The sequence below is a fragment of the Prevotella sp. oral taxon 299 str. F0039 genome (assembly GCF_000163055.2).
Taxonomy (GTDB): domain Bacteria; phylum Bacteroidota; class Bacteroidia; order Bacteroidales; family Bacteroidaceae; genus Prevotella.
In genome coordinates this window covers 703,056-728,203 of record NC_022111.1, presented here as the reverse complement: position 1 = coordinate 728,203, position 25,148 = coordinate 703,056, and the positions used below count along the sequence as shown (strand labels likewise).

Sequence of the window (25,148 nt, the reverse complement as noted above, 5' to 3'; positions counted from 1 at the left end):
CGTTTATATACTTGGATAAATGAAATTAAATTGCTAAATTTGCATCATTGATATTGCATTATAAGCAATTAAGGTGCATTTTGCATTTAAATGCATTCTTAACAAGCACTAATTTTAAACAATCATTCTATTAAAGTTGAACTAAAATGCCTTTATAGACACATAAAAGCAAAGAAATTAATTAGAGTTGAAAGAACAAAAGGCAAAATATTTATGGATAACCAAAAGTCAACATTAGAATTAGGAACGAAACCTGTGTGGCCATTATTAATGCAATATGCCATTCCAGCAATAATTGCTATGACGGCAGCATCACTCTATAATATGGTAGATAGTATCTTTATCGGACAAGGAGTGGGTCCTCTTGCTATCTCAGGTCTTGCAATTACATTCCCATTTATCAACCTTACAGCTGCCTTCGGTGCTGCTGTTGGCATTGGTTCATCAACACTTATTTCGGTGAAATTAGGTCAGAAAGACTACCAATATGCTCAACGCATTCTTGGTAACACAATAACTCTTAACATAATCATTGGAGTTTTGGTAGGAGGATTATGTCTTTTATTCCTAGACCCTATTCTTTTGTTCTTCGGAGCTAGTGAAAATACCATTTCTTATGCACGAGATTACATGGAAATTATACTCGTTGCAAACGTATTTTCGCACATGTATTATGGCTTTAATGCCCTTTTAAGAGCAACAGGAAAGCCCAAACAAGCCATGTATGCAACTATTTTCACAGTAATTCTCAACGCTATTCTCGACCCATTGTTTATCTTCTACTTCGAAAAGGGTATTAAAGGTGCTGCTTATGCAACCATTTTATCTCAGGTTGTGGCTCTAACTTGGCAGATAAAGCAATTCTCTAATAAAAAAGAACTAATCCACTTCAAATCAAATACATATAAATTGCAATATAGTTTGGTGAAGAACATCATCAGTATTGGTAGTGCTCCATTTGCAATGAACGTGTGTGCATGTATCATTGTTATCTTTATTAATAATGGATTGTTAAAATATGGTGGTGATCTTGCAGTGGGTTCGTATGGCATTGCCAACAAAATAGAATTCATATTCCTTATGATTTCTATGGGTATAAACCAAGGAATGCAACCTATTGCGGGCTATAACTATGGCTCTAAGCAATACGATCGTCTTTCTAAAGTGGTAAAACTCTCTATCTATGCAGCTACTGTTGTAATGACAGTAGGCTTCATTGTGGGTATGTTTTTCCCTTATGAATGTGCTCGTTTGTTTACTTCTGACCCTGAATTAATAGCTATGTCTATTCGAGGAATACGCATCAATATGTGTGTATTTCCCGTTATTGGCTATCAAATGGTTATCACTATGTTCTTTATGAGTATTGGAAAAGCAAAAATAAGTATGTTCTTGTCTTTATCTAGACAGCTAACATTCTTACTTCCTCTACTTATTATACTACCCAAATACCTTGAATCGGACGGAGTTTGGGCAGCTCTTCCTGCATCAGACCTTTTAGCTGCAATTGTAACAGCAGTGATTATGGTTGTATTTATGAAAAGATTCAAAAAACAAAATAAACAATCTCAGTCCTATGAACAATAAGAAAATAATAATAAATATAGGTAGAGAAGTGGGTAGCGGTGGCCATATCATTGGGCAAAAGCTAGCCGAACGCTTCAATATTCCATTGCACGACAGAGAGATTCTTAATCTTGCAGCCAAGGAAAATGGCTTTAGTGAGGAGCTATTTGAAGAGAATGATGAAGATAAAGGCTTCTTTAAATCCATCACAAACTTTAGGGGTTTTAGCCTTAACTCTGGCGGTTTCTATAACAATGGACTAACTCAAGAGAGTTTATTTCAATTCCAAAGCGATGCAATTCGCAAGACTGCAGAATCCGTTGGCGGTGTTTTTGTAGGACGAGCAGCCGACTATGTGCTAAGAGATTACGATAATATGGTAAACATTTTCATCACTGCAAATATAAAAGATCGCATTCAAAGCATTATGAAACGTAATAACTGCGATGCAGAAACAGCTGAAAAGATAATTGAAAAAAAGGAAGAAAAGCGTGCTTCTTTCTATACTTTTTACACAGGAAAGAAGTGGGGACATAGTACATCTTATGACCTTTGTGTATCAAGTTCAATACTAGGACTCGACAAGACCACTGATTTCATTGCAGACTTTGTTTGCAAAGTGCTCGAAATTAATAAATAATGACACAATAATATACAGGAACAATCCGTTATAATAATAAAAAACACACATATAGATGAAGACATATTTAGTTACAGGAGCAGCAGGCTTCATTGGCGCAAACTTCATAAAATACTTACTAAACAAAAAGTATCAGAATCAAGATATAAAGGTATTGATCCTCGATGATCTTACTTATGCAGGTAATCTAGGTACAATTAAAGAAGATATTGATAATAAGCGCTGTTTCTTTATTAAAGGAAATATTGTTGATAAAGAACTCGTTCAAAAGATATTTGATGAACATGATATTGATTATATCGTTAACTTTGCAGCTGAAAGCCACGTAGACCGCAGTATAGAAAACCCACAATTATTTTTAGAAACCAATATTTTAGGAACTCAAAATCTTCTTGATGCAGCCCGAAAGAATTGGACTTTAGGTAAAGGCAATGATGGTTATCCTATTTGGAAAGATGGAAAAAGATACCATCAAGTATCTACTGACGAGGTATATGGAAGTCTTGGATCCGATGGTTTCTTTACAGAAGAGACCCCTTTATGCCCTCACAGCCCTTATTCTGCATCGAAAGCAAGTGCCGATTTCATTGTAATGGCATATCATGACACCTATCATACTCCTTGTTCTATTACACGTTGTTCTAATAATTATGGTCCTTATCACTTCCCAGAAAAGCTTATTCCACTTATTATTAAGAACATATTAGAGGGAAAAGCATTGCCCGTGTATGGTAAAGGCGAGAATGTTAGAGACTGGTTGTATGTAGAAGACCATTGTAAAGCTATTGACTTGGTGGTAAGAGAAGGTAAATCGGGCTCTATTTACAATGTTGGTGGACACAATGAAATGACCAATATTGATATTGTTAAATTAACAATACAAACCATTAGAACCATGATGGAAGAGAATAAAGAGCTTCGTAAGGTTCTAAAAAAACAAGAACTAGATACAACTGGCGAGATTTCAATTGACTGGATCAATGAAAGTCTTATCAAATTTGTTGAAGATCGCCTCGGACACGACCTACGTTATGCAATTGATCCCACAAAGATTAAGAATGAATTAGGTTGGTATCCTGAGACAATGTTTGCAGAAGGAATTGTAAAAACAATTAAATGGAATTTAGAAAATCAAGCTTGGATAAACGAAGTAACAAGCGGAGATTATCAAAGATATTACGAACAAATGTATAAAAACAGATAAAGAGCATTCTAATATGAAAAAAATAATGTTGCTAGGCGCAGGTGAATTGGGTAAAGAATTTGTGATTGCGGCTAAAAGAATTGGTCAATATGTTGTTGCATGCGATCGTTATGACAACGCACCAGCTATGCAAGTAGCAGACGAAAGAGAAGTGTTTAACATGTTAGATGCTAATGCTCTTGATGCAGTTGTATACAAACATAAACCCGATATCATTATTGCTGAGATTGAAGCGATACGCACAGAGCGTCTCATTCAATACGAAAAAGACGGAATTCAAGTTGTTCCAAGTGCTAAAGCCGTTAACTTTACAATGAATAGAAAGGCTATTCGTGATTTGGCGGCAAAGGAATTAGGAATTAGAACCGCTCATTATTACTATGCAACAACACTTTCTGAACTTGAAACTGCAGCCGAAAAGATTGGTTTTCCATGCGTTGTTAAGCCTTTAATGTCATCTTCTGGACACGGACAAAGTGTCGTTCGTAGTAAAGAGGGGTTGCAAGTTGCTTTCAAAGAGGCAATTGAAGGAAGCCGAGGGGATGTAAAAGAGATTATTGTTGAAGAGTTTATTGAATTCGATTCGGAGTTTACTTTGTTAACAGTAACACAAAAGAATGGTGAAACTCTTTATTGTCCACCTATTGGACACATACAAAAGGATGGCGACTATCGTGAAAGTTGGCAGCCATTTGCTTTGCCAGAAGAAGCTTTAAAGCAAGCTCAAGAGATGGCAAAGAAGGTTACTAACGCTCTAACTGGAGCAGGATTATGGGGAGTTGAATTCTTCTTAACAACAAAAAACGAAGTTATCTTCTCTGAATTATCACCTCGTCCACACGATACAGGTATGGTAACACTTTCTGGTTCACTTAATCTTAACGAGTTTGAGCTACATCTTTACGCTGCATTAGGACTTCCAATTCCTGCAATTAGATTGGAACGTTATGGCTGTAGCGCAGTTGTTTTGGCAAAAGAGGATAAAAAAGAACTTCCAAACTATGATTTATCACAAGCGTTAAGCGAAGACTTTACTATCGTAAGAATATTCGGAAAGCCAGAACAACATCTGCATCGACGCATGGGTGTGGTGCTATGTTATGGCGAAATTGGCTGTGATATGGACGAACTACGCAACAAAGCGAAATGCTTGTCGGACACTATTATTCAATAATAACTTTCAATATCGATAACGAGTAAAGAACAACTGCGTCTTTACTCGTTATTCACTATTTTTGAAATAGTGAATAATTTGCTAAGTAAAAGCAAAAGTACTTATTTTTATTTTCATCAAATCTATATACTTATGAGCCTTGCAAAGATAATAGAACTACCTAGAATAACCGACCCAAGAGGCAATCTTACAGTTGCAGAAGCAAACAAAAACATACCATTTGACATCAAAAGAGTTTATTGGTTATATGATGTTCCGGGCGGAGAGTGTAGAGGTGGACATGCACATAAGCATTTACAACAAATACTTATTGCTGTAAGTGGTAGCTTTCATGTTACCTTAGACAACGGAAAAGAAAAGCAAACATTTCTTTTAAACCACCCTTATCAAGGCCTATTGATTGATACTAAGACCTGGAGAACATTAGATGACTTCTCTTCAGGTGCTGTTTGTGTGGTGCTTGCATCAGACTTTTACGATGAAAATGATTATATTTACGACTATAACGACTTTCTTCAATACATAAATGTTTAACATTAAGCAATTCAATAGCGAGGTAACAACAGAATGGAATAATTATGTTTCAAGAGCAAAAAACAGTAGTTTCTTGTTCTACAGGGAATATATGGACTATCATTCTGACAGTTTTGAAGACTATTCGCTGATGTTTTACATAGAAAATAAGCTGTATGCCATTCTTCCTGCCAATCGTGTTAACAACGAATTGCACTCTCATCAAGGTTTAACTTATGGCGGACTTATTGTCGACGAGCATGTAACTGTAGCTCGAACACTTACACTTTTTAAAGAATTGAATGAGTTTTTGAAATCTCAAGGCTTTACAAAAGTAATCTATAAACCCATTCCTTACATCTATAATAAGGTGCCAGCAGAAGAGGATCTCTATGCCATTTTCAGAATAACTCAATCTCAGTTAGTGGGAAGAGATGTGGGAACAGTTATCAATTTGCATGCTCCCTACCCTTGGTATCGTATTAGAGAACGAGGAATTAAAAGGGCTTTGCAAAACAACCTCTACGTAGAAGAATCGCAACAATTTAATAGTTTTTGGGAAATTCTCACCCAAAACCTCCAACAAAAATATGGAGTTCAACCAGTTCATAGTCTTTCTGAAATAGAACTTCTACACAGTCGTTTTCCAAACAACATCGCATTGTATGTTGCCAAACAACAAAACAAAGAGCTTGCAGGCATTGTTTTATACCTAATTAATGAGGTTGCACATGTTCAATACATCTCTGCAAGTAATGAAGGGAAAGCTATTGGGGCATTAGACCTACTATTTCACGAGGTGATTCATCACAAGTTAAAAGATTATACCTATTTTGATTTCGGGCGTTCGACTGAAAATAATGGATTATTTCTTAACGAACCGCTTATGTATCAGAAAGAAGGTTTTGGTGGAAGAGCTATGTGTTGGGACAAATACGAATGGACATTATGATTGAATATTTAAATCTTAAAGAGATAACCAATAGACATTCTGAAGAAATCAATACTACTATTCAACGGGTGGTTGATAGTGGTTGGTTTATTCTTGGTAACGAGGTGCGTGCTTTTGAAAATGAGTATGCTCAATATATTGGCACCAACTATTGCATAGGTTGTGGCAATGGATCTGATGCTATCGCTCTTATTATACAAGGATACTTTGAACTTGGCAGGTTAAAAGCAGGTGATGAGGTTCTTGTTCCTGCTAATACTTACATCGGAACGATACTCCCTCTCACCTCGTTAGGATTGAAAATAAAACTGATTGAGCCTCATATCAACACCTTACAGATTGATGATGAGTTGATAGAAACACAAATAACTGAAAATACTAAAGCTGTTGTTATTGTTCACTTATATGGCAAATGTGCCTTCACGAAACGTATTTATCACCTTTGCAAGCAACAGCATCTTTTATTAATCGAAGACAATGCACAGGCACATGGTTGTCTTTTCGATACAAAACGAACAGGCTCGCTAGGCGATGCGGCTGCACATAGCTTTTATCCTGGTAAGAATCTGGGAGCATTAGGCGATGGTGGAGCTATTACAACCAACGATACTGAACTTGAGAAGATGATTAGAATCATTGCAAATTATGGCTCTACACAGAAATATGTATTTGATGTTAAAGGCAGAAACTCACGATTAGACGAGTTACAAGCGGCGGTTCTTCGAGTTAAACTGAGATACCTCGACGAAGAAAATCAATACAGACGTTTGTTGGCTAAACAATATCAACAACAAATCAACCATTCTTTTATCACCCTTCCACTTCAAGATGCAGACTCAGACAATGTGTTTCACATCTTTCCTATATTAACTATTCATAGAGAAAAGTTGCAGAAATATCTTCTTGAGAATGGCGTACAAACCCTCATTCACTACCCCATCCCACCGCACTTGCAACGTGCTTATAGCGAATGGAACGGTCTTTCATTCCCTATAACAGAACAGATTCATTCACAAGAACTAAGTCTTCCTTTAAATCAAACTATGACAATTGATGATGTTAGGATCATTTCAGACTTGATAAACAAATTCTCTATTGAATAAAGCTATGTTTTTACACCGCAATAACATTGTTTTTAGAGTATATTTGCATTGACTTTACATCACAAACTCAATGCTTTTTATCGGAAAGTCAATAAGTATTGATTGAAAAGAGTAAGAAGGTCTTTTCTATAACAAATGTAAAAGTTTTTACATTTCAAGAAAAAGAGATGAAGAACAATTGCTTTCCTCTTTATCTTTAGGTTCTTCGTGATTAGAAAACCGGAAAAGTAACTGAGAATCATCGGTATCTTTAATCTTCAAAGCATAGTATCCCCTCTTTCCTGTTTTCTCTATCAACGAATTAGGGTTATGAGATTGCTTCAATAAAAAAGTAGAAACATAATTCTTTACATCGTTCCAATCGAGATCATGAAACAATGAATTTAACTCATTATACACGTGATGAGTAATCTTTGAGACAGAAAGTCCATTATCCCCAGCCTCTTTTAAGACCTCAAGAATTATATTTTCGCAATTCATACGTAAAAAAGAGAACTACAACTTAAGTTGTAATTCTCTTTTAATTCCTTATACTTTTAAAATTAAGCAAGTGTAATCAAGTTGTCTTGATCTTTCACTTTACCCTCTTTAAATAACCATCCAATACCCAAATAGGTTTCCTCTACTGTGATATTAGCAAGTTTAGCGATCTCCTCAACACTTAAAGCTTTGTTTGCAGAAGCAAGAGTTTGATACACATCACCTGCCTTAAAGCCTACATTTTCTGCGTTGATCATGATACCAATCTTTGTTACAGTCTTCTTTGAAGTTGCTACTTTTTTCGCTGTCTTCTTTTCTGCCATAATTTAAAATGAAATAGTAATAATTATAACAATTTGTAAATACGCAACAAAATTAGTGTTTTATTTTCACTAACAACTGCTCTCTTATAAAAAAAACGAGTATTTTTCGGATACTTACTATTTATTTTTACTTTTCTTGACGAACGTCAACTTTAATCTGTAATTCAGTCAATTGCTTATCAGCCAAAGCAGAAGGAGCGTCTAACATCACGTCTCGTCCACTATTATTCTTAGGGAATGCGATGCAATCTCTAATAGAATCAAGCTGTGCAAAGATTGAAACAAATCGGTCTAAACCAAATGCAATACCAGCATGAGGAGGTGCTCCGTATTTGAAAGCGTTAATTAAAAAGCCAAATTGAGCAAGTGCTTCTTCTTTAGAAAAGCCCAATATCTGGAACATTTTTTCTTGAAGTGCTCCATCATGTATACGCATACTACCTCCACCGACTTCAATACCATTACATACAAAGTCGTAAGCTTTAGCACGAACTTGCTCTGGATGTTCATCAAGAAGAGGAATATCGTCTGGATTAGGCAATGTAAATGGATGGTGAGTTGCCATCAATCGTTGCTCTTCATCACTCCATTCAAATAGTGGGAAGTCAACAATCCACAAACATTCGTATTTGTTCTTATCTCTTAAACCTAGTCTTTCAGCCATTTCTAAGCGTAATGCACAGAGCTGGGTACGTGTTTTATTTGGCTTTTCACCACACATAATAAGAACAAGGTCACCTTTCTTTGCATCCATTCTTTCGCATAGTTGCTCTAGAATGTCTGCGCTATAGAACTTGTCGATGCTACTCTTTATTGAGCCATCTTCTTCAATTTTCAACCAAATAAGTCCCGAAGCACCTACTTGTGGACGCTTAACAAAGTCAGTTAATTCATTGATTTGCTTTCTACTATATGAGGAACAACCAGTTGCACAGATACCTCCAATGTACTCAGCGTTATTGAAAATGCTGAATTCTCCAGTGCCTTTAAGTAGATCATGCAATTCAACAAACTCCATACCAAAGCGTAAGTCTGGCTTATCGCTACCATACTTGCTCATTGCTTCGTGCCAAGTCATTTGACGAAGTTTAGCTGGGAGCTCTACATTTAGCACCTCTTTGAAAAGGTGACGAGTCATAGATTCGAATACTTCAAGTACATCTTCTTGGTCTACAAATGACATTTCGCAGTCAATCTGTGTAAACTCTGGCTGACGATCTGCACGCAAATCCTCATCTCTAAAGCACTTAGCAATTTGGAAATAGCGGTCGAATCCACTCACCATCAATAATTGTTTCAATGTTTGAGGGCTTTGTGGAAGGGCGTAGAACTGTCCTGGATTCATACGAGAAGGTACAACAAAGTCTCTAGCTCCTTCAGGAGTAGAACCAATTAACAATGGAGTTTCAACCTCGATGAATTGAAGATTATCCAAGAAGTTACGTATTAAGATGGTCATTTTGTGACGTAATTCAAGATTTTTACGCACAGTATTGCGTCGTAAATCAAGATAACGATACTTCATTCTCAAGTCATCACCACCATCGGTATTGTCTTCTATTGTAAAAGGAGGAGTGACACTCTCTGACAAAATGTTTAATGTTGAAACAAGAATTTCAATCTCTCCTGTTGGAATATTATTGTTTTTACTTTGGCGTTCACTAACTTCTCCAACAATTTGGATACAAAATTCTCTACCAAGTTTATTTGCTTTTTCTGTTAGTTCTTTGCTTGATGATTCATTAAAGACTAACTGGGTGATACCATATCTGTCTCTCAAGTCAACGAAAGTCATTCCACCCATTTTACGAACACGCTGAACCCAGCCTGCTAAAGTTACTTCTTTACCCGCATCTTTCAAGCGTAATTCACCACATGAATTTGTTCTATACATAGTAAAATAATATATTTTTATGAGACAAAAGTACAATAAAATTATGAAAGAATAAAAAAAAATATACGTTTTGTTAGCTTTACACATTTCTTTTACTAACTTTGCACAACGCTCTTAAGAGAAAATCGCATTAACGAACATAGCTTTAGCTTGTAAAATGCGATATTTTATAAGAAGATTTTTTAATATAGCAATAACAAAAAAGAAAGGATTTTTATTATGCTAAAACGTTTATTGGGGACATTATGTCTTTTATTTGTAATTTCAATTGCAATATTTGCACAAGCAGGAAAAGCAGAAATTAAATTCGATACAACAAGTTATAACTTTGGAAAGTTTAGTGAGAATCAGCCTGTTCAAAAGTGTACGTTTACTTTTACCAATACAGGTACAGCTCCATTAGTTATTAATCAAGCAATAGCTAGTTGTGGTTGCACAGTTCCTTCCTACACAAAAACTCCTATACTACCAGGTAAAAAAGGTGAAATAACTATTACTTATAATGGTACAGGAAAGTTTCCTGGACATTTCAAAAAGACAATTACAGTACGTTCGAACGCAACTACAGAAATGACTCGCCTACAAGTTGAAGGCGATATGGAAGAAGCTAAAAACTAATTAGTGCAATATGATCCACCTTTTGTGGACCACATAAATAGAAATAACTACATAAAAAGAGTGATTTTTAAAGCTCTTATTTTATGTAGTTTTTTTATTGTCTTATTGCAAAAAATACGTGATTGCAATTATTTTTTAAACAGATTTTATTACTTTTGTATTCATGATGCACGAAATGATGAACAATGGACGCCCCAAAATGGCAATTATTTACCCGAATTCCCTTGCAATTATGGGGCTAAGACAATTGCTTCATAATATTATGCCCATAATGGAAATAAAGGCATTTCGTAGCTTCAACGAGTTTGAAAGAAATAATCCAGATAGTTTCTTTCATTATTTTGTGGCAGATTCAATCATTATTGAGCATCGAGATTACTTTTTTTCAAGATCCGTTAAGACCATTGTTTTAACTACAATGACCGAGCAAACAAAGCAATTTAGCGATTTTAATTGCATCTATATCAACACTCCTGAAGAAGAACTCATTAGATCTTTCCTTGTATTAGAACAATATGCACATGGTGGTGGCAAGAATCTTCCACCACTAAAGATGCCCGAAAGCCTTACAAAGAAGATTCTTACAGACAGAGAAATTGAGGTACTTTCACTCTTAGTACAAGGACATATCAATAAAGAAATTGCCACTATCCTACATATCAGTTTAACAACTGTAATTACACACCGCAAGAATATTGTTGAAAAACTAGGCATGAAAAGTGTTTCGGCTTTAACTATTTATGCTGTAACACACGGCTATGTAGACATCAATAAGATATAATTGCTAACCCATTGCATTATAGATAGTTAGCAAATACATTCTAAATTCATTATAAAAGCACTTTTATTCCATAAAAAACATTGCCTTTACAATATAAAAGCAATGCTATTCCAATATATTTTCATTGTTATTATTTCACAAGCACATTATAACACTGGTGCAAGAAGATGAGCAAACCAACCTACAAACTTTTTCCATGGCGTGCGCATATCATTCCACTTCTTCGGAGTTAATAAGAAACTCTCTTTCTTTTCGGCATTAAACAAGTTACAAAGCTCTTGGGTAACCTCTTTATTCACAATAACAGCATTTGCCTCATAGTCGAAATTTAAACTTCGAGAGTTAAGATTTGCGCTACCAACAGTGCAAAATAATCCATCTACCATTATTACTTTTGTATGATGAAAACCAGGCATATACATCCAAATATTACAACCACGTTTCATTAATTGGTGAGCATTATAGAAGCCACAATCGGGAGTTAAGGGGATGTCACTGCGTACTGACAACATAATATCAACCTTTACACCTCGTTTAATGGCACGCTTTATCGCCTTTTTAATTGCTCTATTCAGCGTAAAATAAGGATTAATGATTTGAATACTATCCTTTGCAACATCTATTGCAGTGGTATAAAACTTACGAATAATTGCATTAGATGTTCGTGGCTCACGATTAATTATGCCCACCATCATATTATTTAATGAATTAACGGTAGGACGTTTCAAATCTACAAAAGTGGTATGTGGACGATCAGTTCTATAATATTTAGCTCCAGAAAGATGCTGCTTGGTAACCTTATTCCATATCTTTATAAAAATATTTTGTAGCGTGTTCACCTCATCACCTTCAATTCTGCAATGCATATCGTGCCACTCTCCCACTACCTTTGTGCCATTTATATAATAATCGGCAACATTCATACCACCAGTATAGGCCACAGAACCATCGATAACAACAATCTTTCGATGATCTCTAGCAAAGACATGATTAATCCAGGGGAATCTAATTGGGTCGAATTCGTATATCTCTATACCTTTTTCTCGTAAGTCTTTGAGCTCTTTTTTGCGCAAAGGTTTGTTGTTAGACATGTTTCCAAAAGCATCGAATAACGCCCTAACTTCAACCCCTTCTTTTACTTTATCTGCTAAAAGATTGAATAATTGGTTGGCAATAGAATCATTTCGAAAATTAAAATATTCGAGATGAATACTCGATTTGGCTTGTTTGATAGCCGTAAAGAGATCGTCGAACTTCTCTTGTCCTGTTAATAACAAGGTAACTGTGTTATTTCTCGAAAACGATACACCTTCACTTCGGAGTTCTTTTACAATCAATGAATCCGAGGTTTGCGCATATCCTTTTCCCAAAAACATTAATAAGAATAGAAAAAAGATATTTCTTAAGCTCATTCTTTATATTCTCTTTCTCTCAATTATCTAAATCATACACGAATAATGATCGACAATTCCAAGCAAATGGTTAGAACTATCAACAACTAACACGGTATGAATTTTATACTTATTCATTATTCGTAAGATCTCAGAAAGCTTTGTTTCTGGTGCTACACTCTTAGGAGTTGTAGTCATAATATCAGCTACTTTCTTATCGAAGAACTGAGCTTTCCAAGTCTCCATAGCACGTCGAATATCTCCATCGGTTATCAAACCAATAACTTGTTCGTCCTCTATTGAAACTCCTAAACCTAGCTTTCCTTTGCTAACATGAATGATAGCCTCTCCCAAATTCATTTCCTTTGGAATGACAGGAAGGTCGTTTTTTCGCATAACATCAGCGGCTGTGGTAAGCAAACGCTTTCCTAATTCACCTCCAGGGTGGAACTGTGCAAAGTCTTTTGGTTTGAAATCACGCACCTTCATCAATGCAACAGCAATGGCATCTCCCATCGCTAAAGCCGCTGTAGTACTACTTGTTGGAGCTAGATTCAAAGGACATGCTTCTTTTTCAACCTTCACTTGAATGTGAGCTGTTGAATATTTTGCTAAAAGTGATTGTGGATTGCTACTCATTGAGATAATAGGTACATTCATTTGCAACACCATTGGTAAGAATCTTAGCAGTTCATCAGTTTGTCCACTGTTGCTTAACGCAAGCACAACATCATCTGGTGTCATCACACCAAGGTCGCCATGAAATACATCTAAGGGGTTAATAAAGAACGAAGGAGTGCCTGTTGATGAAAGAGTTGCAGCGATTTTTGCTCCTATATTACCACTCTTTCCTACACCAGTAACAATCACTTTGCCCTTACAATGATACATCATTTGAATTGCTTTATCAAAATTCTCATTTAGCTGAGGTATCAATTGCAATAGAGCTTCAGCCTCATCTTTTAGGCATTGAATGGCATTTTCTCGAATACTTGTTATATTGATGGATTCAGATGTAGTCATAGTAAGTTCTTTATAAGTCCTTTTAATTTATTAAGTTCTAACATGTTGGCAGCATCACTCAATCCTTCATCGGGATCAGGATGCACTTCAAAAAAATAACCTGTAGCCCCAAATGCCTTTGCAGCCATAGCCATTGAAGGTACAAAGCGTCGATCTCCGCCCGTTTTTCCATCGCCTGCACCTGGTCGTTGCACGCTATGTGTGCAGTCCATAATAACATTTGGAGTGTAATTAAGCATGTCGGGAATGTTTCTAAAGTCAACAACTAAGTTGTTATAGCCAAATGAATTGCCTCTTTCTGTTAACCAAACATCTTTAGCTCCAGCCTCTTTGGCTTTTTCCAAAGGATATTTCATATCTAAACCACTTAAGAATTGGGCTTTCTTTATATTCACAATACGACCCGTTTTAGCTGCAGCTACCAACAAATCAGTTTGTCGACACAAGAAGGCAGGAATCTGAATAACATCACAAACTTGCCCCACTGCCTCCGCTTGGCAACTCTCATGAATATCAGTTAAGATGCGAAGACCGTAGCGTTCTTTTACATTTGCAAGCATTTCAAGTCCTTTTTCTAATCCTGGACCACGAAAAGAACGAATAGAAGTGCGATTTGCTTTATCAAAAGAAGCCTTAAAAATGATATCTATACCTAAGTCGTTATTAATTGCTTTCAATTCTTCTGCAACAACATTCAAAAGTTCTTGCGACTCAATTACACAAGGACCAGCTATAAATATGGGGGTATTCTTTATCATGACATTACCTTTTTATAATCAAATGGCTATATTTTTCCTAGTTTTTATCATTGCAAAGTTAACAAAAAATGCGCAAAAGAACAACTTACACACTCCTTTTAGAATGGAAAGAGTTCAATTTTATTGTTATTTACACATCTTATTATATATAATAGAATTGAGATTTGCTACCGAACACAATAAAAATAAGTTTATCTTTCCGACACAACATCACGAAAAATAAACTTATCATAAAATCTAAAGGTAGATTTATAAAAGAATCTTACTTTATATTTGAATACAGAATAACTTGCTATTATTTAATATTCTCGTTCTCCAAAGATGGTTGTTCCTATTCTAACGAGATTTGCTCCATGCTCTATTGCAATCTTATAGTCACCACTCATGCCCCAACTTCGATATTTAAAGTATTCTTTATCGCTAAAATATTCCCCTTTAATCTTATTGAATAGCTGATGAGCTATGGTAAATTCGCTTGCAATTTGCTGTTCATCAGGACAATAACTAGCCATCGTCATCAATCCACAAATGCGCACATTTGAGAGTGATTTCCATTTACCTTCTTCTAACAAAGCCAAACATTCATCGGGAGTTAACCCCGATTTGGTATCTTCTTGAGCAACACGAAGCTCTAAAAGGATATCTATTACTCTGTTATTTTTTATGGCTTGTTTGTTTATTTCCTTCAGAAGTTTAAGGCTATCTACCGACTCTATCAATGAAATGTATCGAGCAATATATTTCACTTTGTTTGTTTGTAGATGCCCAATAAAATGCCATTGAATATCAACTGGCAACTCTTCGACCTTTAAAGAAAGTTCCTTTTCTTGGCTTTCTCCAAATATTCGTTGCCCAGCATCATAGGCTGCACGAATAAACTCAGCAGGCCTAAACTTGCTAACTGCCACCAAATGGACTCCTAAAGGTAAGGAGTCTTTTATTTGATGCAATTGATTTACGACCTGCTCTTTATTCATTTTACTCTGCATTTTCAATATTTTCCCCTTCTTCGTATTCGGGTTTATCGTCAACTTCCTTTGTTGTTGTGAACGTATGTTCGTACACATCCATTATTTTTGTTTCAACAACGCTTGTTATTGTGTAGTCGGTTGCGGTCTTAGACATCATCTCTGTGATGTTATTCACTGCTCTACTTACGCTTCCAGCCTGCACAAGAAAGAGTGTAGTAGTGAGCTTTTCTTTTTCAGTTTTTTGATCTAAAGTAATAAATTGCAATTTTGCTTTATACCATTTATCATCAGATTCAGCATCACTGTAAACCACTTCAGAGTATGTTGCGGGCTTTATATCTGTTATTTTAAATTCTCCTCGTATGTAAAGGCTCATTTCTTTAGTTATCGAAGCTTCTGCTTCTGTGAAACTCAAAGCCTCAACTACATATTGTTCTGTTACGAATTTCTGCATTCCATTCTCCATATCTTTCTCGTAACGAACCTTTGTTTCAAACCAAGATGTAATTCTAGATCTCATAAATGATTAATATTTAATTATAATTTTAATGTAAAGATAATATTTTTTATCGGTACTTATCGTATTATTGTAAGTCTTTTTGTATTTTTGTAGCATATTAAAGAATAAAGGTAACAGAAAGAAATGGAATTTTATTATAAAGGTGTTCTCATCGCAATTAGTACGTTTATTATTATAGGAGTATTCCATCCCATTGTCATTAAAGTTGAATATTATTTTGGAACAAGACTTTGGTGGTTGTTTTTAGTAACTGGAATATTATCTATATGTGCAGCTCTTTTTATTGAAGATGTTTTTATATCTTCTCTATTTGGCGTACTTGGAGCCTCATTATTATGGTCCATTGGAGAAATCTTTGATCAAAAAAAGCGTGTTGAAAAAGGGTGGTTTCCTATGAATCCTAAAAGAAAAGACGAGTATTCAATTAATAAAAAGGACAAAAAAGAGTATCAATAACAAGAGTAATTATATCATTTTATAAATGAAAAGCGAACTTATTGTTATCGGGAAAACCGTAGATAAGCACATTATAGCTTGCATAGAAGATTACAACAAACGTATATCTCACTATGTGTCGTTTGGTATTACAACAATACCTAACATCAAAGACACAAAGAATATGAGTGAAGATGTACAAAAAGAGAAAGAAGGTGAGATGATATTAAAAATGATTCAGCCTTCCGACCATGTTGTATTATTAGATGAACACGGCAAGAGTTTCCGCAGTATTGAGTTCGCAGAATGGATAGAACAAAAACAAATTCATGCTCGAAAACTTATCTTTGTTATTGGAGGTCCTTATGGATTCTCACCCAAAGTATATGAAAGGGCAAATGAAAAGTTATCTCTTTCTAAGATGACTTTCTCACATCAAATGATAAGACTCATCTTTATTGAACAGATATACAGAGCTTGTACGATCATTAAAGGTGAGCCTTATCATCATGAATAAATTTCTTTTTCAGTAAGTTTTTATTATAGACTGAATTAATCCGAAGAATAATCGGAAACTATTTTGCGGTACATTGAATAAACTGTTGTACGTGAAATATATCCAATCATTATATTATCCAGTGTCACAACAGGTATAAAGTTCAACGAAGAGTTATCGAACTTTGCCATAATCTCCTCCATAGGATCATCTATCCTCACACTTGTTGTAAGTGAAGTCATAATCTTTCCTACCGTAAAACGCTGATATAATTCAGTTCTAAACATAAGGTGTCTAATCTTGGTTATATCGATTTCGCCCAATAAGACACCCGAATGGTCCGTAACAGGCATAAAACTTGTGTCACTCTTACTTATCTCTTTCACCAAATCCCCTAATGTCATATCAGGATAAACCTTTACAAAGTCTTTAATAATCAATGAATTTAGATTCATTAAAGTTAAGACAGAGCGGTCTGTATGGTGTGTAATTAACTTACCTTGATGTGCCAAACGTATTGCATAAATACTATGGGGTTCGAAGATACTGATAAACATTACGGACACTAACGAAACTATTATCAAGGGCATAAATAACTGATAGCCACCTGTTATCTCTGCAATTAGGAAGATTCCAGTTAGTGGTGCATGCATAACTCCAGCAATAACGCCTGCCATTCCCAATAAGGTGAAGTTCTTTTCAGGAAGATATAAACCTATTTGATTGGTATTCCAAAAACGTGAAAAGAGGAAACCTCCAAAGGCACCGATAAACAAAGAAGGTGCAAAAGTTCCTCCACAACCACCACTTCCATTTGTTGCTGAGGTTGCAAAGACTTTAGTTAAAACAGTTAAGGCTACATAAATTATGAGTAAATCACCATGTCCATAGAACAAAGAATTATTCATTATCACATTCCAATCAGCTTCCGTCCTACCACCTAACAATATATTAATTGCGCTGTAACCTTCTCCATAAAGAACAGGGAAAAAGAAGATCAATGAACTTAAAATGATTCCTCCGAGCAAAAGACGAGTATAACGATATTTTTTTAGTTCTCCAAAAATTCCCTCACATGAAGCCATTAAACGAATAAAATACAAACTTATAATTCCACAGAATAAACCAAGTAAGACACCTGCAGGTATTCTATCTACATTCCAAGCACTATCTAACGTAAAAGAAAACATTGATTCTCCACCACGAAAGATATAAGTAAAGCATGTAGCAGTTACACAAGATACAAGTATTGGCATAATAGATGCCATCGAAAGATCTACCATTAAGACCTCTAGAGTAAAAACCAAACCCGCAATAGGTGCCTTAAAAATACCTCCAATTGCAGCAGAAGCACCACAACCGACAAGTAACATAAGTGTTTTCTTATCCATATAAAAGAGTCTACCAAGATTAGAACCTATAGCAGAACCTGTTAAAACAATAGGTGCTTCCGCTCCAACAGACCCTCCAAAGCCAATAGTTATAGCAGAAGCAAGTACTGACGACCAGCAATGATGCCCTTTTAGACGAGATTGTTTGGCTGATATTGCATATAAAACACGAGTTATTCCATGAGAAATATCATCTTTTACAACATACTTTATGAATAATGTTGTAAAAAAAACACCTACTATAGGGAAAACAAGATATAACAGGTTATAAGATTCAGGCGTAAAACCTGAAGTTAATATATACTGCACCTCTGCTATCAACCAATGAAGAACTAAGCCTGCAAACGATGCACATAATCCTATAAGAAATGCAACTATGAGGATAAGCTGACGTTGGGGCACATGACGATGCACCCACATTATGATTTCTTTTGTGTTTATTCTATAATCTTTTGTAGACTGTTTCATTGATGCCATCAAAAAAGTTAAGAAGAAATTGGAATAAAACTCTCTTATTCCAACTTCATATCTTAGAGTTTGTATTTAGGATAATACGTTTTCAAGCGATTGATGTTATCTTTTAAAAGGATTGCTTTTAGCCTATAATAGTTATGCAATTACAACTCAAAAGGACTGCTATTACGTCCTAATAAGATAGATATTATCCCTATTAAAAGAGCATATTCATCTGCAAATTACTTACGGATAATTGTCACTTCACCTGTTTTTGTTAGCTTAATAATAGAAGATGGAGCATGAGGTTTATGCTCTTGACGACGTGTCCAACAAACATAATCAACTCCATCTATTATCTCTTGAACAATATCTCGATAGTTTGAAGCTGTTGGTTCACCGCTAATATTGGCACTGGTACTTACCAATGGCTTTTGAAAACGATAGCATAGTTCTTTTGAGAAAGCCTCTCTTGTTATTCTTATTGCAATACTTCCGTCTTCCGCAATCAAGTTAGGAGCAAGATTAACAGCATCATCCAAAATAATAGTTGTTGGCTTATCTGCTAGTTCCATCAAGTCCCACGCAACATTAGGAACATTCTTTACATAGCGTTGAACACGTGAATCAGAATCTACTAAACAAATCATTGCCTTAGAATCTGCACGTTTCTTCAATTCATAAACTCTGGCAACAGCAGATTCATTAGTTGCATCACAACCAATACCCCATACAGTATCTGTTGGATAAAGAATTAAACCACCTCGTTTTAATACTTCTACTGCATTTTTGATATCTTCACTTTGAGTCATTTCTTATATATTTAATCTAGTAAAGGTAATTTTTATTAAAGCAATTATGAATAAATTGCAAATCATTTAAGAATATATTGCTCTAGATTTTTAAATCCATTTAAAAAGTCTCTTGCATTCATTCTACGCTTACCAGGAAGCTGTAATTCTTCAATAGATAAATAATTATCTGTTGTAGCTATAAGAATTCTACCTTCATCTACCACAATTGTTCCTACAGTTTCTTTAGAACTTTCAGATGTTCTTGTTGTTTTAAAAATCTTCAAGGTCTCTTCTTTTTCTCCATCTGCTTGCTCTTTACTACATAACAGAGTCCAAACACCAGGATAAGGAGACAATCCTCTTACAAAATTATATAGCTTTTCATCAGATTGATACCAATTAATTTTGCATGTATCTTTAAATATTTTAGGAGCAGAATGTAGAACCTCCTCTTCTTTTTGTACCGTTGTTGGAATATTTTTTCCATGTTCTATCACAGCATTTAGAGTCTCTACTGCAGCTTGTGCCCCTAAATTCATCAACCCATCATACACATATTCTACATCAGCAGTTACAGGAATATCAAACTCTTTCTGTAGAATCATCCTACCTGTATCAATCTTATGATCCAAGAAGAAAGTAGTAACCCCTGTTTTTTTCTCTCCATTTATAATTGCCCAGTTTATTGGTGCAGCTCCTCTATACTGCGGAAGAAGTGATGCATGCACATTAAATGTACCATAAGAAGGCATATTCCAAACGCTTTCAGGTAACATTCTAAAAGCTACAACCACTTGAATATCGGCATTATACGAACGCAATTCTTCTTGAAAAGCTTCGTCTTTCATTTTCATTGGCTGTAAAACAGGAATATTTTTACTACATGCATAAGTCTTTACAGGTGAGGGTTGTAACACGCTTCCATGCCTTCCTACAGGCTTATCGGGTTGTGTTACGACTGCAACAACATTAAAATCCTCTTTAATTAGGTTGTCTAATGTGGCCACAGCAAACTCTGGTGTACCCATAAATACAATTCTTAAATCTTCTTTTTCCATAACTTACTACTCTTTATTGGCTTAACATAAAATAAAATAGTAAATATAATAGTCCATTATATTTTATAAAAATATTGCTTGTAAATATTCTTTTAGTTTCATTACATACCTACTTTTTTTATAAATCATTTGAGGAGCCATTATTCTTACTACTTCTATTTTTCTTTATTAACGAAAAAGAGAGGATATTTTGTTTATATCTGAAGGCCTTTTAATATACTTGCTATTTTTTGTTTTGTTGTAATACGAGTTGGAACCAGTGGCAAACGAAGTATATTCTCAATGAAGCCCATTTCGCTTAACAATGCTTTTACTCCAGCAGGATTACCATCTACAAATAATAAATCATACAATTCTGCAAAACGATGATGAATAATTCTAGCAGGTTCGTATTCCCCCTTAAACTCAAGACGTATCATCTTTGAGAATTCTCGTGGTAAAGCATTACCTATTACAGATATAGCACCTGCTGCCCCACTAGCTACCATTGAAAAGGTTAGGGCATCATCACCACTTAACACATCAAAATGACTTGGCTTATTTTGAATTATTTTATCTACTTGCTCTAAGTTTCCGCTAGCCTCTTTAATTGCAATAATATTTTTACAATCATTTGCAAGACGAACAGTTGTATTCCACTGCAGGTTTACCCCTGTCCTTCCAGGAACATTATAAAGTACCACTGGTAATGGACTTTCTTTAGCAAGAAGTTTAAAATGCTGATATAATCCTTCTTGAGAAGGTTTGTTATAATATGGGCAAACACTTAAGATTGCATCAATTCCTTTAAAGTCTGTAGTCTTTAACTCTTGAACAATAGCTTGTGTATTATTGCCACCACAGCCAAGTAAGATAGGAACCTTACCTCTACATTGGTCTACAACAATCTTTTTTATAGCCTGCTTTTCTTCAGCAGATAAACAAGGGGTCTCTCCTGTTGTTGCTAATATACACAGAAAATCAGCACCATTTTGCAATTGATAATCAATAATACGCTGCAAGGCATTATAATCAACACTTCCATCTAAATTAAATGGAGTTACAAGAGCTGTCCCTAGACCTTTAAATATATTACAAGTCATAATTCTTTTGAGATAAAGTAATGCCATCATAGGATTATCTTTCATTAATAAAAGACACTATATTTCAGCACCCAAACACCTCAATACAGTTTGTTTTCTTTATTTCAATGAATATAATCCATATGATTCTATATGCAAAGTTAATAAATTTATTTCAAGAACTAATTATAAAAGAATAAAATAAATAGCTACAATCTCGTTAATAGATAAGCAGTAACATTTCTCTTATTTTTACTTTTTATTGCAAAGTCCTCTAGTTATGTAAGCTATTTATATTATATAAAAGATCCATGCTACTATCCTAAGAAGTGTGTTAGATTAAAAATTTCTTTTCTTTTTTTGTTTTCCTAAATTTCTATTGATGAATTTTCCTTGTATATATTGTTTTTGTTTCTTTCATAGTGAAACTTGCTAATAGGAAAAGTACAGACTTCTTTGACGGCATTAATGTCATTATTTTTATCATTCTCATGTATTTTCTTATATCTGGACATAAGAGTCTTTCAATCCAAAATATCGTGATTATGCACCTTTGTACCATCCTCTAGATAGCGTAAATTAAAGTTATTATAGGATAACTCTATTACTATCAATAAGAAAGGCATTGTTCAAAATGTGATAAATATTGCTATCTCTCTCTTATTCTTTATAAAGCTCTTTTCTCTTGTCCTTTCTATTCAATTAAAAGGATAACTTTTACCTCATAATAGCATTGATATTACCTTCTAATTACATCGTTTTTATAACACAAAAACAAAGCTTTTACAACATTATGTAAACGTGAATAATCATAAAAGAACTTAGTTTTAAACTAATTTGGCATGATCAGTATAATAAATTTCGTTTATTAATAAATTTCCATAAACATAATTCGTTGAAATACACATAAATTATTTAATTTTGTCAACATCTTACTTTAATATACAATATTTATACATAATATGACGGAACAAGTAAAAAAAATGATCAATAAAAAAAAGAATCAGAAAATGCTTTGGTGGCATAAATGGGGTGGACTATTCTTTACCTTCTTTCTACTAATGTTCTGTATTAGTGGTATTATACTCAACCATCGTAAAGCATTTTCATCAGTCGATATCCCTCGAAGTATTCTTCCTAAAGCCTATCACTACGATCACTGGAATTTAGGTGCAATAAAAGGAGGCTTTCAACTCAACAACGATTCTGTTTTATTCTTTGGCTCCAATGGCATAGGTCTTTATTCTTCAAAGACAGAAAGCTATATTCCTTTTAATAGAGGATTAAAGACAGGAGCCGATAACAGAATCATTATCAATATTATAAAGGCAGGCAATAATGCTGTTATAGCATGCGCCAACTTCGATATTTATCAGCTAGATGTTAAGAAAAATCAGTGGGTCTCACTATCAAAACATCTTCCAACAGATGAGCGACTAACCGATATTGCAAATGAAGGAAATAATCTTATTGTTCAAACTCGCTCGCATTTATACGTTGCTTCCTATCCATTTACAAGATTTAAACAAGTAACGATAAAGGCTCCTAACGATGAAAAAATAGAAAATAGTTTATTTAGAACAATATGGACGCTACATAGTGGTGAGTTATTTGGATTGATCGGAAAATTATTTGTAGACCTTTTAGGGGTCTTAGTCATTATTCTTTGTATCACAGGACTTATCATTACATTTTATCCTAAACTGATATCACTTAATAGAAAGAAACCTAATAGAGTTCAAAAATGCAGAACAGGTTTCAAATTAGCAATGAGATGGCACAACAAAATTGGTGTTACGATGTTGGTGTTCTTACTCATTCTTGCTATAACTGGAACCTTCCTTCGTCCTCCTTTACTCATTCCTATAGTAAGAGTTAAACACTCTCCCATTCCCTTTACAACCCAATACACATCTAATACATGGAACGATAAACTAAGAACCATTCGCTATGACAACGTCAATAAACAATGGTTGATTTACACTTCCGAAGGATTCTTTCAGTTGAAGAGCCTTAATGAAAGTCCTAAGCGCCTCGGTTCCGCTCCACCTGTAAGCTTTATGGGAGTAACTGTACTTGAACAACAAGATACAAATAAATGGATTATAGGCTCATTTAGTGGTTTATTTGAATGGAATACCCAAACAGGCGCAATACAAGACCTTTACACAGGAGAACCTCTTCATAGTGTTTCAGTAAATGGTATCCCTACATTCACCAACTCTGTAGCAGGCTATTATAAGCCTAAAGATAAAGAAGCAATAGTATTTGATTATAGAAGAGGTGCAGAGAATACCAATATGGAGCCTACATTTATACGAATGCCAAAAAGTTTTCATCAAGCAAGAATATCGTTATGGAACGTTGCTTTAGAGACACACGTAGGTAGAATATACACCTTCTTACCGCAAATTATAGTGATGTTATTCATCTTCTTGTCGGGCATGTTCTTAATATCTGTTCTCATCTCAGGATATGTCGTTTACAGAAAGATTCACAAGAAAAAGTCAAATTGAAAAGAAATATAGAATAAATAAAACGCCAAAACCAATACATAAAGGCTATTTCATGCTTTATATTTTGGGCGAATAAAAATAAATATATACTTTTGCGAGCACTGCTTTGTGCCAAATAATATAACATTAAATACTTCAAAACAATTTTAGATATGAATAAAAAAATTATTATTCCATTAGTTCTATTGGTCTGCATTCTTTTAGGTGGAGTGATATACTTATACACATCATTAGAAAAACAAGAAAAACAAAATCAGAACATGCAAGAATTGGCAGAACTAGATAAAAAGGAAATGGAAAATGAGTATCAACAATTTGCGAACCAATATGGTGAGATGCGTACTCAAATTACAAATGACTCTATCATAGCTCAATTAACAACCGAACAAGAAAAGACACAACGGCTACTTGCTGAACTAAAACAATTAAAAAACAATGATATAAAAGAAATTACCAGATTAAAGAAAGAACTTGCTACTGTTCGTGCCGTTCTTCGTAGTTATGTTATGGAAATTGACTCTTTAAATAGACTCAACCAAAACCTAACTGCAGAAAATGTTCGTGTTAAGGGACAATATGAAGAGGCAACAAAGCAGATTGAAGGTCTGAATACCGAAAAGGCTTCACTTTCTCAAAAGGTTGCTATTGCAGCTCAACTAGATGCTATTGGTATTTCTGCAGCAGGTTTAAACAAACACGGAAAGCCAACAAACAAAATAAATAAGTGCAAAACTTTGCAAGTAAATTTTAGCATTGCAAAAAATGTAACAGCATCTGGAGGAACCAAAAACATTTATGTTAGAATCATATCTCCGATAGGTAGCGTCATTGGCAATGAAGGTACATTCTCTTATGAAAACAGAAATATTCAATGCTCAATGAAGAAAACAATTGAATATAATGGTTTAGAGACTCCAATCACAATGTACTGGAACGTAAATCAAACCCTTACAGCAGGAACATATCAAGTTAGTATCTTTGCAGATGGCAATATGATAGGCTCTAGAAGCTTCACATTAAATGAATAAAATTC

The 25,148-nt window shown here is 34.7% G+C and carries 25 protein-coding genes; 13 read left to right on the top strand and 12 right to left on the bottom strand.

The window, feature by feature from the left end:
* Positions 1 to 213 precede the first annotated feature (213 nt).
* The 7 genes from HMPREF0669_RS06005 (at position 214) to HMPREF0669_RS05975 (ending at position 7,152) form a co-directional block, all read left to right on the top strand.
* A complete protein-coding gene (locus HMPREF0669_RS06005; protein ID WP_009227627.1) occupies positions 214 to 1,587 on the top strand; it encodes an MATE family efflux transporter in 1,374 nt (457 codons plus the stop codon).
* Positions 1,577 to 2,206, top strand: a complete 630-nt coding sequence (locus tag HMPREF0669_RS06000; RefSeq protein ID WP_009227626.1) for a cytidylate kinase-like family protein — start codon at positions 1,577 to 1,579, stop codon at positions 2,204 to 2,206. Before HMPREF0669_RS06005 ends, HMPREF0669_RS06000 begins: the two co-directional genes overlap by 11 nt.
* Before the next feature lie 55 nt (positions 2,207 to 2,261).
* Positions 2,262 to 3,410, top strand: coding sequence for a dTDP-glucose 4,6-dehydratase (rfbB, locus tag HMPREF0669_RS05995; RefSeq protein WP_009227625.1), 1,149 nt, complete (start codon positions 2,262 to 2,264; stop codon positions 3,408 to 3,410).
* A gap of 13 nt (positions 3,411 to 3,423) precedes the next feature.
* Complete coding sequence (gene purT / locus HMPREF0669_RS05990; RefSeq protein ID WP_009227624.1) at positions 3,424 to 4,584, top strand: formate-dependent phosphoribosylglycinamide formyltransferase; 1,161 nt, start codon at positions 3,424 to 3,426, stop codon at positions 4,582 to 4,584.
* Positions 4,585 to 4,716: 132 nt separating this feature from the next.
* On the top strand, positions 4,717 to 5,118 hold the full coding sequence (locus HMPREF0669_RS05985) for an FdtA/QdtA family cupin domain-containing protein (protein WP_009227623.1): 402 nt from the start codon (positions 4,717 to 4,719) through the stop codon (positions 5,116 to 5,118).
* On the top strand, positions 5,111 to 6,049 hold the full coding sequence (locus HMPREF0669_RS05980; protein ID WP_009227622.1) for a GNAT family N-acetyltransferase: 939 nt from the start codon (positions 5,111 to 5,113) through the stop codon (positions 6,047 to 6,049). Before HMPREF0669_RS05985 ends, HMPREF0669_RS05980 begins: the two co-directional genes overlap by 8 nt.
* On the top strand, positions 6,046 to 7,152 hold the full coding sequence (locus tag HMPREF0669_RS05975) for a DegT/DnrJ/EryC1/StrS aminotransferase family protein (RefSeq protein ID WP_009227621.1): 1,107 nt from the start codon (positions 6,046 to 6,048) through the stop codon (positions 7,150 to 7,152). The genes HMPREF0669_RS05980 and HMPREF0669_RS05975 overlap by 4 nt, the downstream gene beginning before the upstream one ends.
* Before the next feature lie 147 nt (positions 7,153 to 7,299).
* Here the strand turns inward: HMPREF0669_RS05975 and HMPREF0669_RS05970 are convergent, their stop codons facing one another.
* The 3 genes from HMPREF0669_RS05970 to aspS all read right to left on the bottom strand — a co-directional run bounded on the left by HMPREF0669_RS05970 (position 7,300) and on the right by aspS (position 9,849).
* A complete protein-coding gene (locus HMPREF0669_RS05970; RefSeq protein ID WP_009227620.1) occupies positions 7,300 to 7,632 on the bottom strand; it encodes a hypothetical protein in 333 nt (110 codons plus the stop codon).
* A 62-nt stretch (positions 7,633 to 7,694) separates the two neighbouring features.
* Entirely contained in the window at positions 7,695 to 7,955 is a 261-nt protein-coding gene (locus HMPREF0669_RS05965) for a winged helix-turn-helix domain-containing protein (RefSeq protein ID WP_009227619.1), read from the bottom strand.
* Between the two features lie 127 nt (positions 7,956 to 8,082).
* Positions 8,083 to 9,849, bottom strand: a complete 1,767-nt coding sequence (aspS, locus tag HMPREF0669_RS05960; RefSeq protein ID WP_009227618.1) for an aspartate--tRNA ligase — start codon at positions 9,847 to 9,849, stop codon at positions 8,083 to 8,085.
* Between the two features lie 219 nt (positions 9,850 to 10,068).
* On the opposite strand from aspS, the gene HMPREF0669_RS05955 reads away from it, so the two are divergent.
* On the top strand, positions 10,069 to 10,467 hold the full coding sequence (locus tag HMPREF0669_RS05955; RefSeq protein ID WP_009227617.1) for a DUF1573 domain-containing protein: 399 nt from the start codon (positions 10,069 to 10,071) through the stop codon (positions 10,465 to 10,467).
* Positions 10,468 to 10,630: 163 nt separating this feature from the next.
* A complete protein-coding gene (locus HMPREF0669_RS05950; protein ID WP_044045658.1) occupies positions 10,631 to 11,248 on the top strand; it encodes a response regulator transcription factor in 618 nt (205 codons plus the stop codon).
* Positions 11,249 to 11,394: 146 nt separating this feature from the next.
* Here the strand turns inward: HMPREF0669_RS05950 and cls are convergent, their stop codons facing one another.
* From cls to HMPREF0669_RS05920, 5 genes are all read right to left on the bottom strand, one after another.
* Positions 11,395 to 12,660 carry a cardiolipin synthase gene (cls, locus tag HMPREF0669_RS05945; RefSeq protein ID WP_009227615.1) on the bottom strand — a complete coding sequence of 422 codons (1,266 nt, stop codon included), beginning with the start codon at positions 12,658 to 12,660 and terminating at the stop codon, positions 11,395 to 11,397.
* Between the two features lie 27 nt (positions 12,661 to 12,687).
* Positions 12,688 to 13,662 (bottom strand): SIS domain-containing protein, encoded by a 975-nt coding sequence (locus tag HMPREF0669_RS05940; protein ID WP_009227614.1) that lies wholly within the window; start codon positions 13,660 to 13,662, stop codon positions 12,688 to 12,690.
* Positions 13,659 to 14,420, bottom strand: coding sequence for a 3-deoxy-8-phosphooctulonate synthase (gene kdsA / locus HMPREF0669_RS05935; protein WP_009227613.1), 762 nt, complete (start codon positions 14,418 to 14,420; stop codon positions 13,659 to 13,661). Before kdsA ends, HMPREF0669_RS05940 begins: the two co-directional genes overlap by 4 nt.
* Before the next feature lie 299 nt (positions 14,421 to 14,719).
* A complete protein-coding gene (locus HMPREF0669_RS05925) occupies positions 14,720 to 15,397 on the bottom strand; it encodes a YggS family pyridoxal phosphate-dependent enzyme (RefSeq protein WP_009227612.1) in 678 nt (225 codons plus the stop codon).
* A gap of 1 nt (position 15,398) precedes the next feature.
* Positions 15,399 to 15,911: a DUF4494 domain-containing protein gene (locus tag HMPREF0669_RS05920; RefSeq protein WP_020967238.1), complete on the bottom strand. Its 513-nt coding sequence runs from the start codon at positions 15,909 to 15,911 to the stop codon at positions 15,399 to 15,401.
* 123 nt (positions 15,912 to 16,034) lie between these two features.
* Between HMPREF0669_RS05920 and HMPREF0669_RS05915 the strand changes: the two genes are divergently transcribed.
* Positions 16,035 to 16,367 (top strand): DUF4491 family protein, encoded by a 333-nt coding sequence (locus HMPREF0669_RS05915; protein ID WP_009227610.1) that lies wholly within the window; start codon positions 16,035 to 16,037, stop codon positions 16,365 to 16,367.
* Between the two features lie 25 nt (positions 16,368 to 16,392).
* Positions 16,393 to 16,863, top strand: a complete 471-nt coding sequence (gene rlmH, locus HMPREF0669_RS05910) for a 23S rRNA (pseudouridine(1915)-N(3))-methyltransferase RlmH (protein ID WP_009227609.1) — start codon at positions 16,393 to 16,395, stop codon at positions 16,861 to 16,863.
* Between the two features lie 35 nt (positions 16,864 to 16,898).
* Here rlmH and HMPREF0669_RS05905 read toward each other — a convergent pair whose 3' ends face one another.
* The 4 genes from HMPREF0669_RS05905 to dapA form a co-directional block, all read right to left on the bottom strand.
* Positions 16,899 to 18,701: a chloride channel protein gene (locus HMPREF0669_RS05905; protein WP_009227608.1), complete on the bottom strand. Its 1,803-nt coding sequence runs from the start codon at positions 18,699 to 18,701 to the stop codon at positions 16,899 to 16,901.
* Between the two features lie 227 nt (positions 18,702 to 18,928).
* Entirely contained in the window at positions 18,929 to 19,498 is a 570-nt protein-coding gene (locus tag HMPREF0669_RS05900; protein ID WP_009227607.1) for an L-threonylcarbamoyladenylate synthase, read from the bottom strand.
* Between the two features lie 62 nt (positions 19,499 to 19,560).
* Positions 19,561 to 20,538 (bottom strand): methionyl-tRNA formyltransferase, encoded by a 978-nt coding sequence (gene fmt, locus HMPREF0669_RS05895; protein ID WP_009227606.1) that lies wholly within the window; start codon positions 20,536 to 20,538, stop codon positions 19,561 to 19,563.
* A 194-nt stretch (positions 20,539 to 20,732) separates the two neighbouring features.
* On the bottom strand, positions 20,733 to 21,620 hold the full coding sequence (dapA, locus tag HMPREF0669_RS05890) for a 4-hydroxy-tetrahydrodipicolinate synthase (RefSeq protein ID WP_009227605.1): 888 nt from the start codon (positions 21,618 to 21,620) through the stop codon (positions 20,733 to 20,735).
* 962 nt (positions 21,621 to 22,582) lie between these two features.
* On the opposite strand from dapA, the gene HMPREF0669_RS05885 reads away from it, so the two are divergent.
* Positions 22,583 to 24,115, top strand: coding sequence for a PepSY-associated TM helix domain-containing protein (locus HMPREF0669_RS05885; protein WP_232236480.1), 1,533 nt, complete (start codon positions 22,583 to 22,585; stop codon positions 24,113 to 24,115).
* A 152-nt stretch (positions 24,116 to 24,267) separates the two neighbouring features.
* Positions 24,268 to 25,143 carry a hypothetical protein gene (locus tag HMPREF0669_RS05880; RefSeq protein WP_009227603.1) on the top strand — a complete coding sequence of 292 codons (876 nt, stop codon included), beginning with the start codon at positions 24,268 to 24,270 and terminating at the stop codon, positions 25,141 to 25,143.
* Positions 25,144 to 25,148 lie beyond the last annotated feature (5 nt).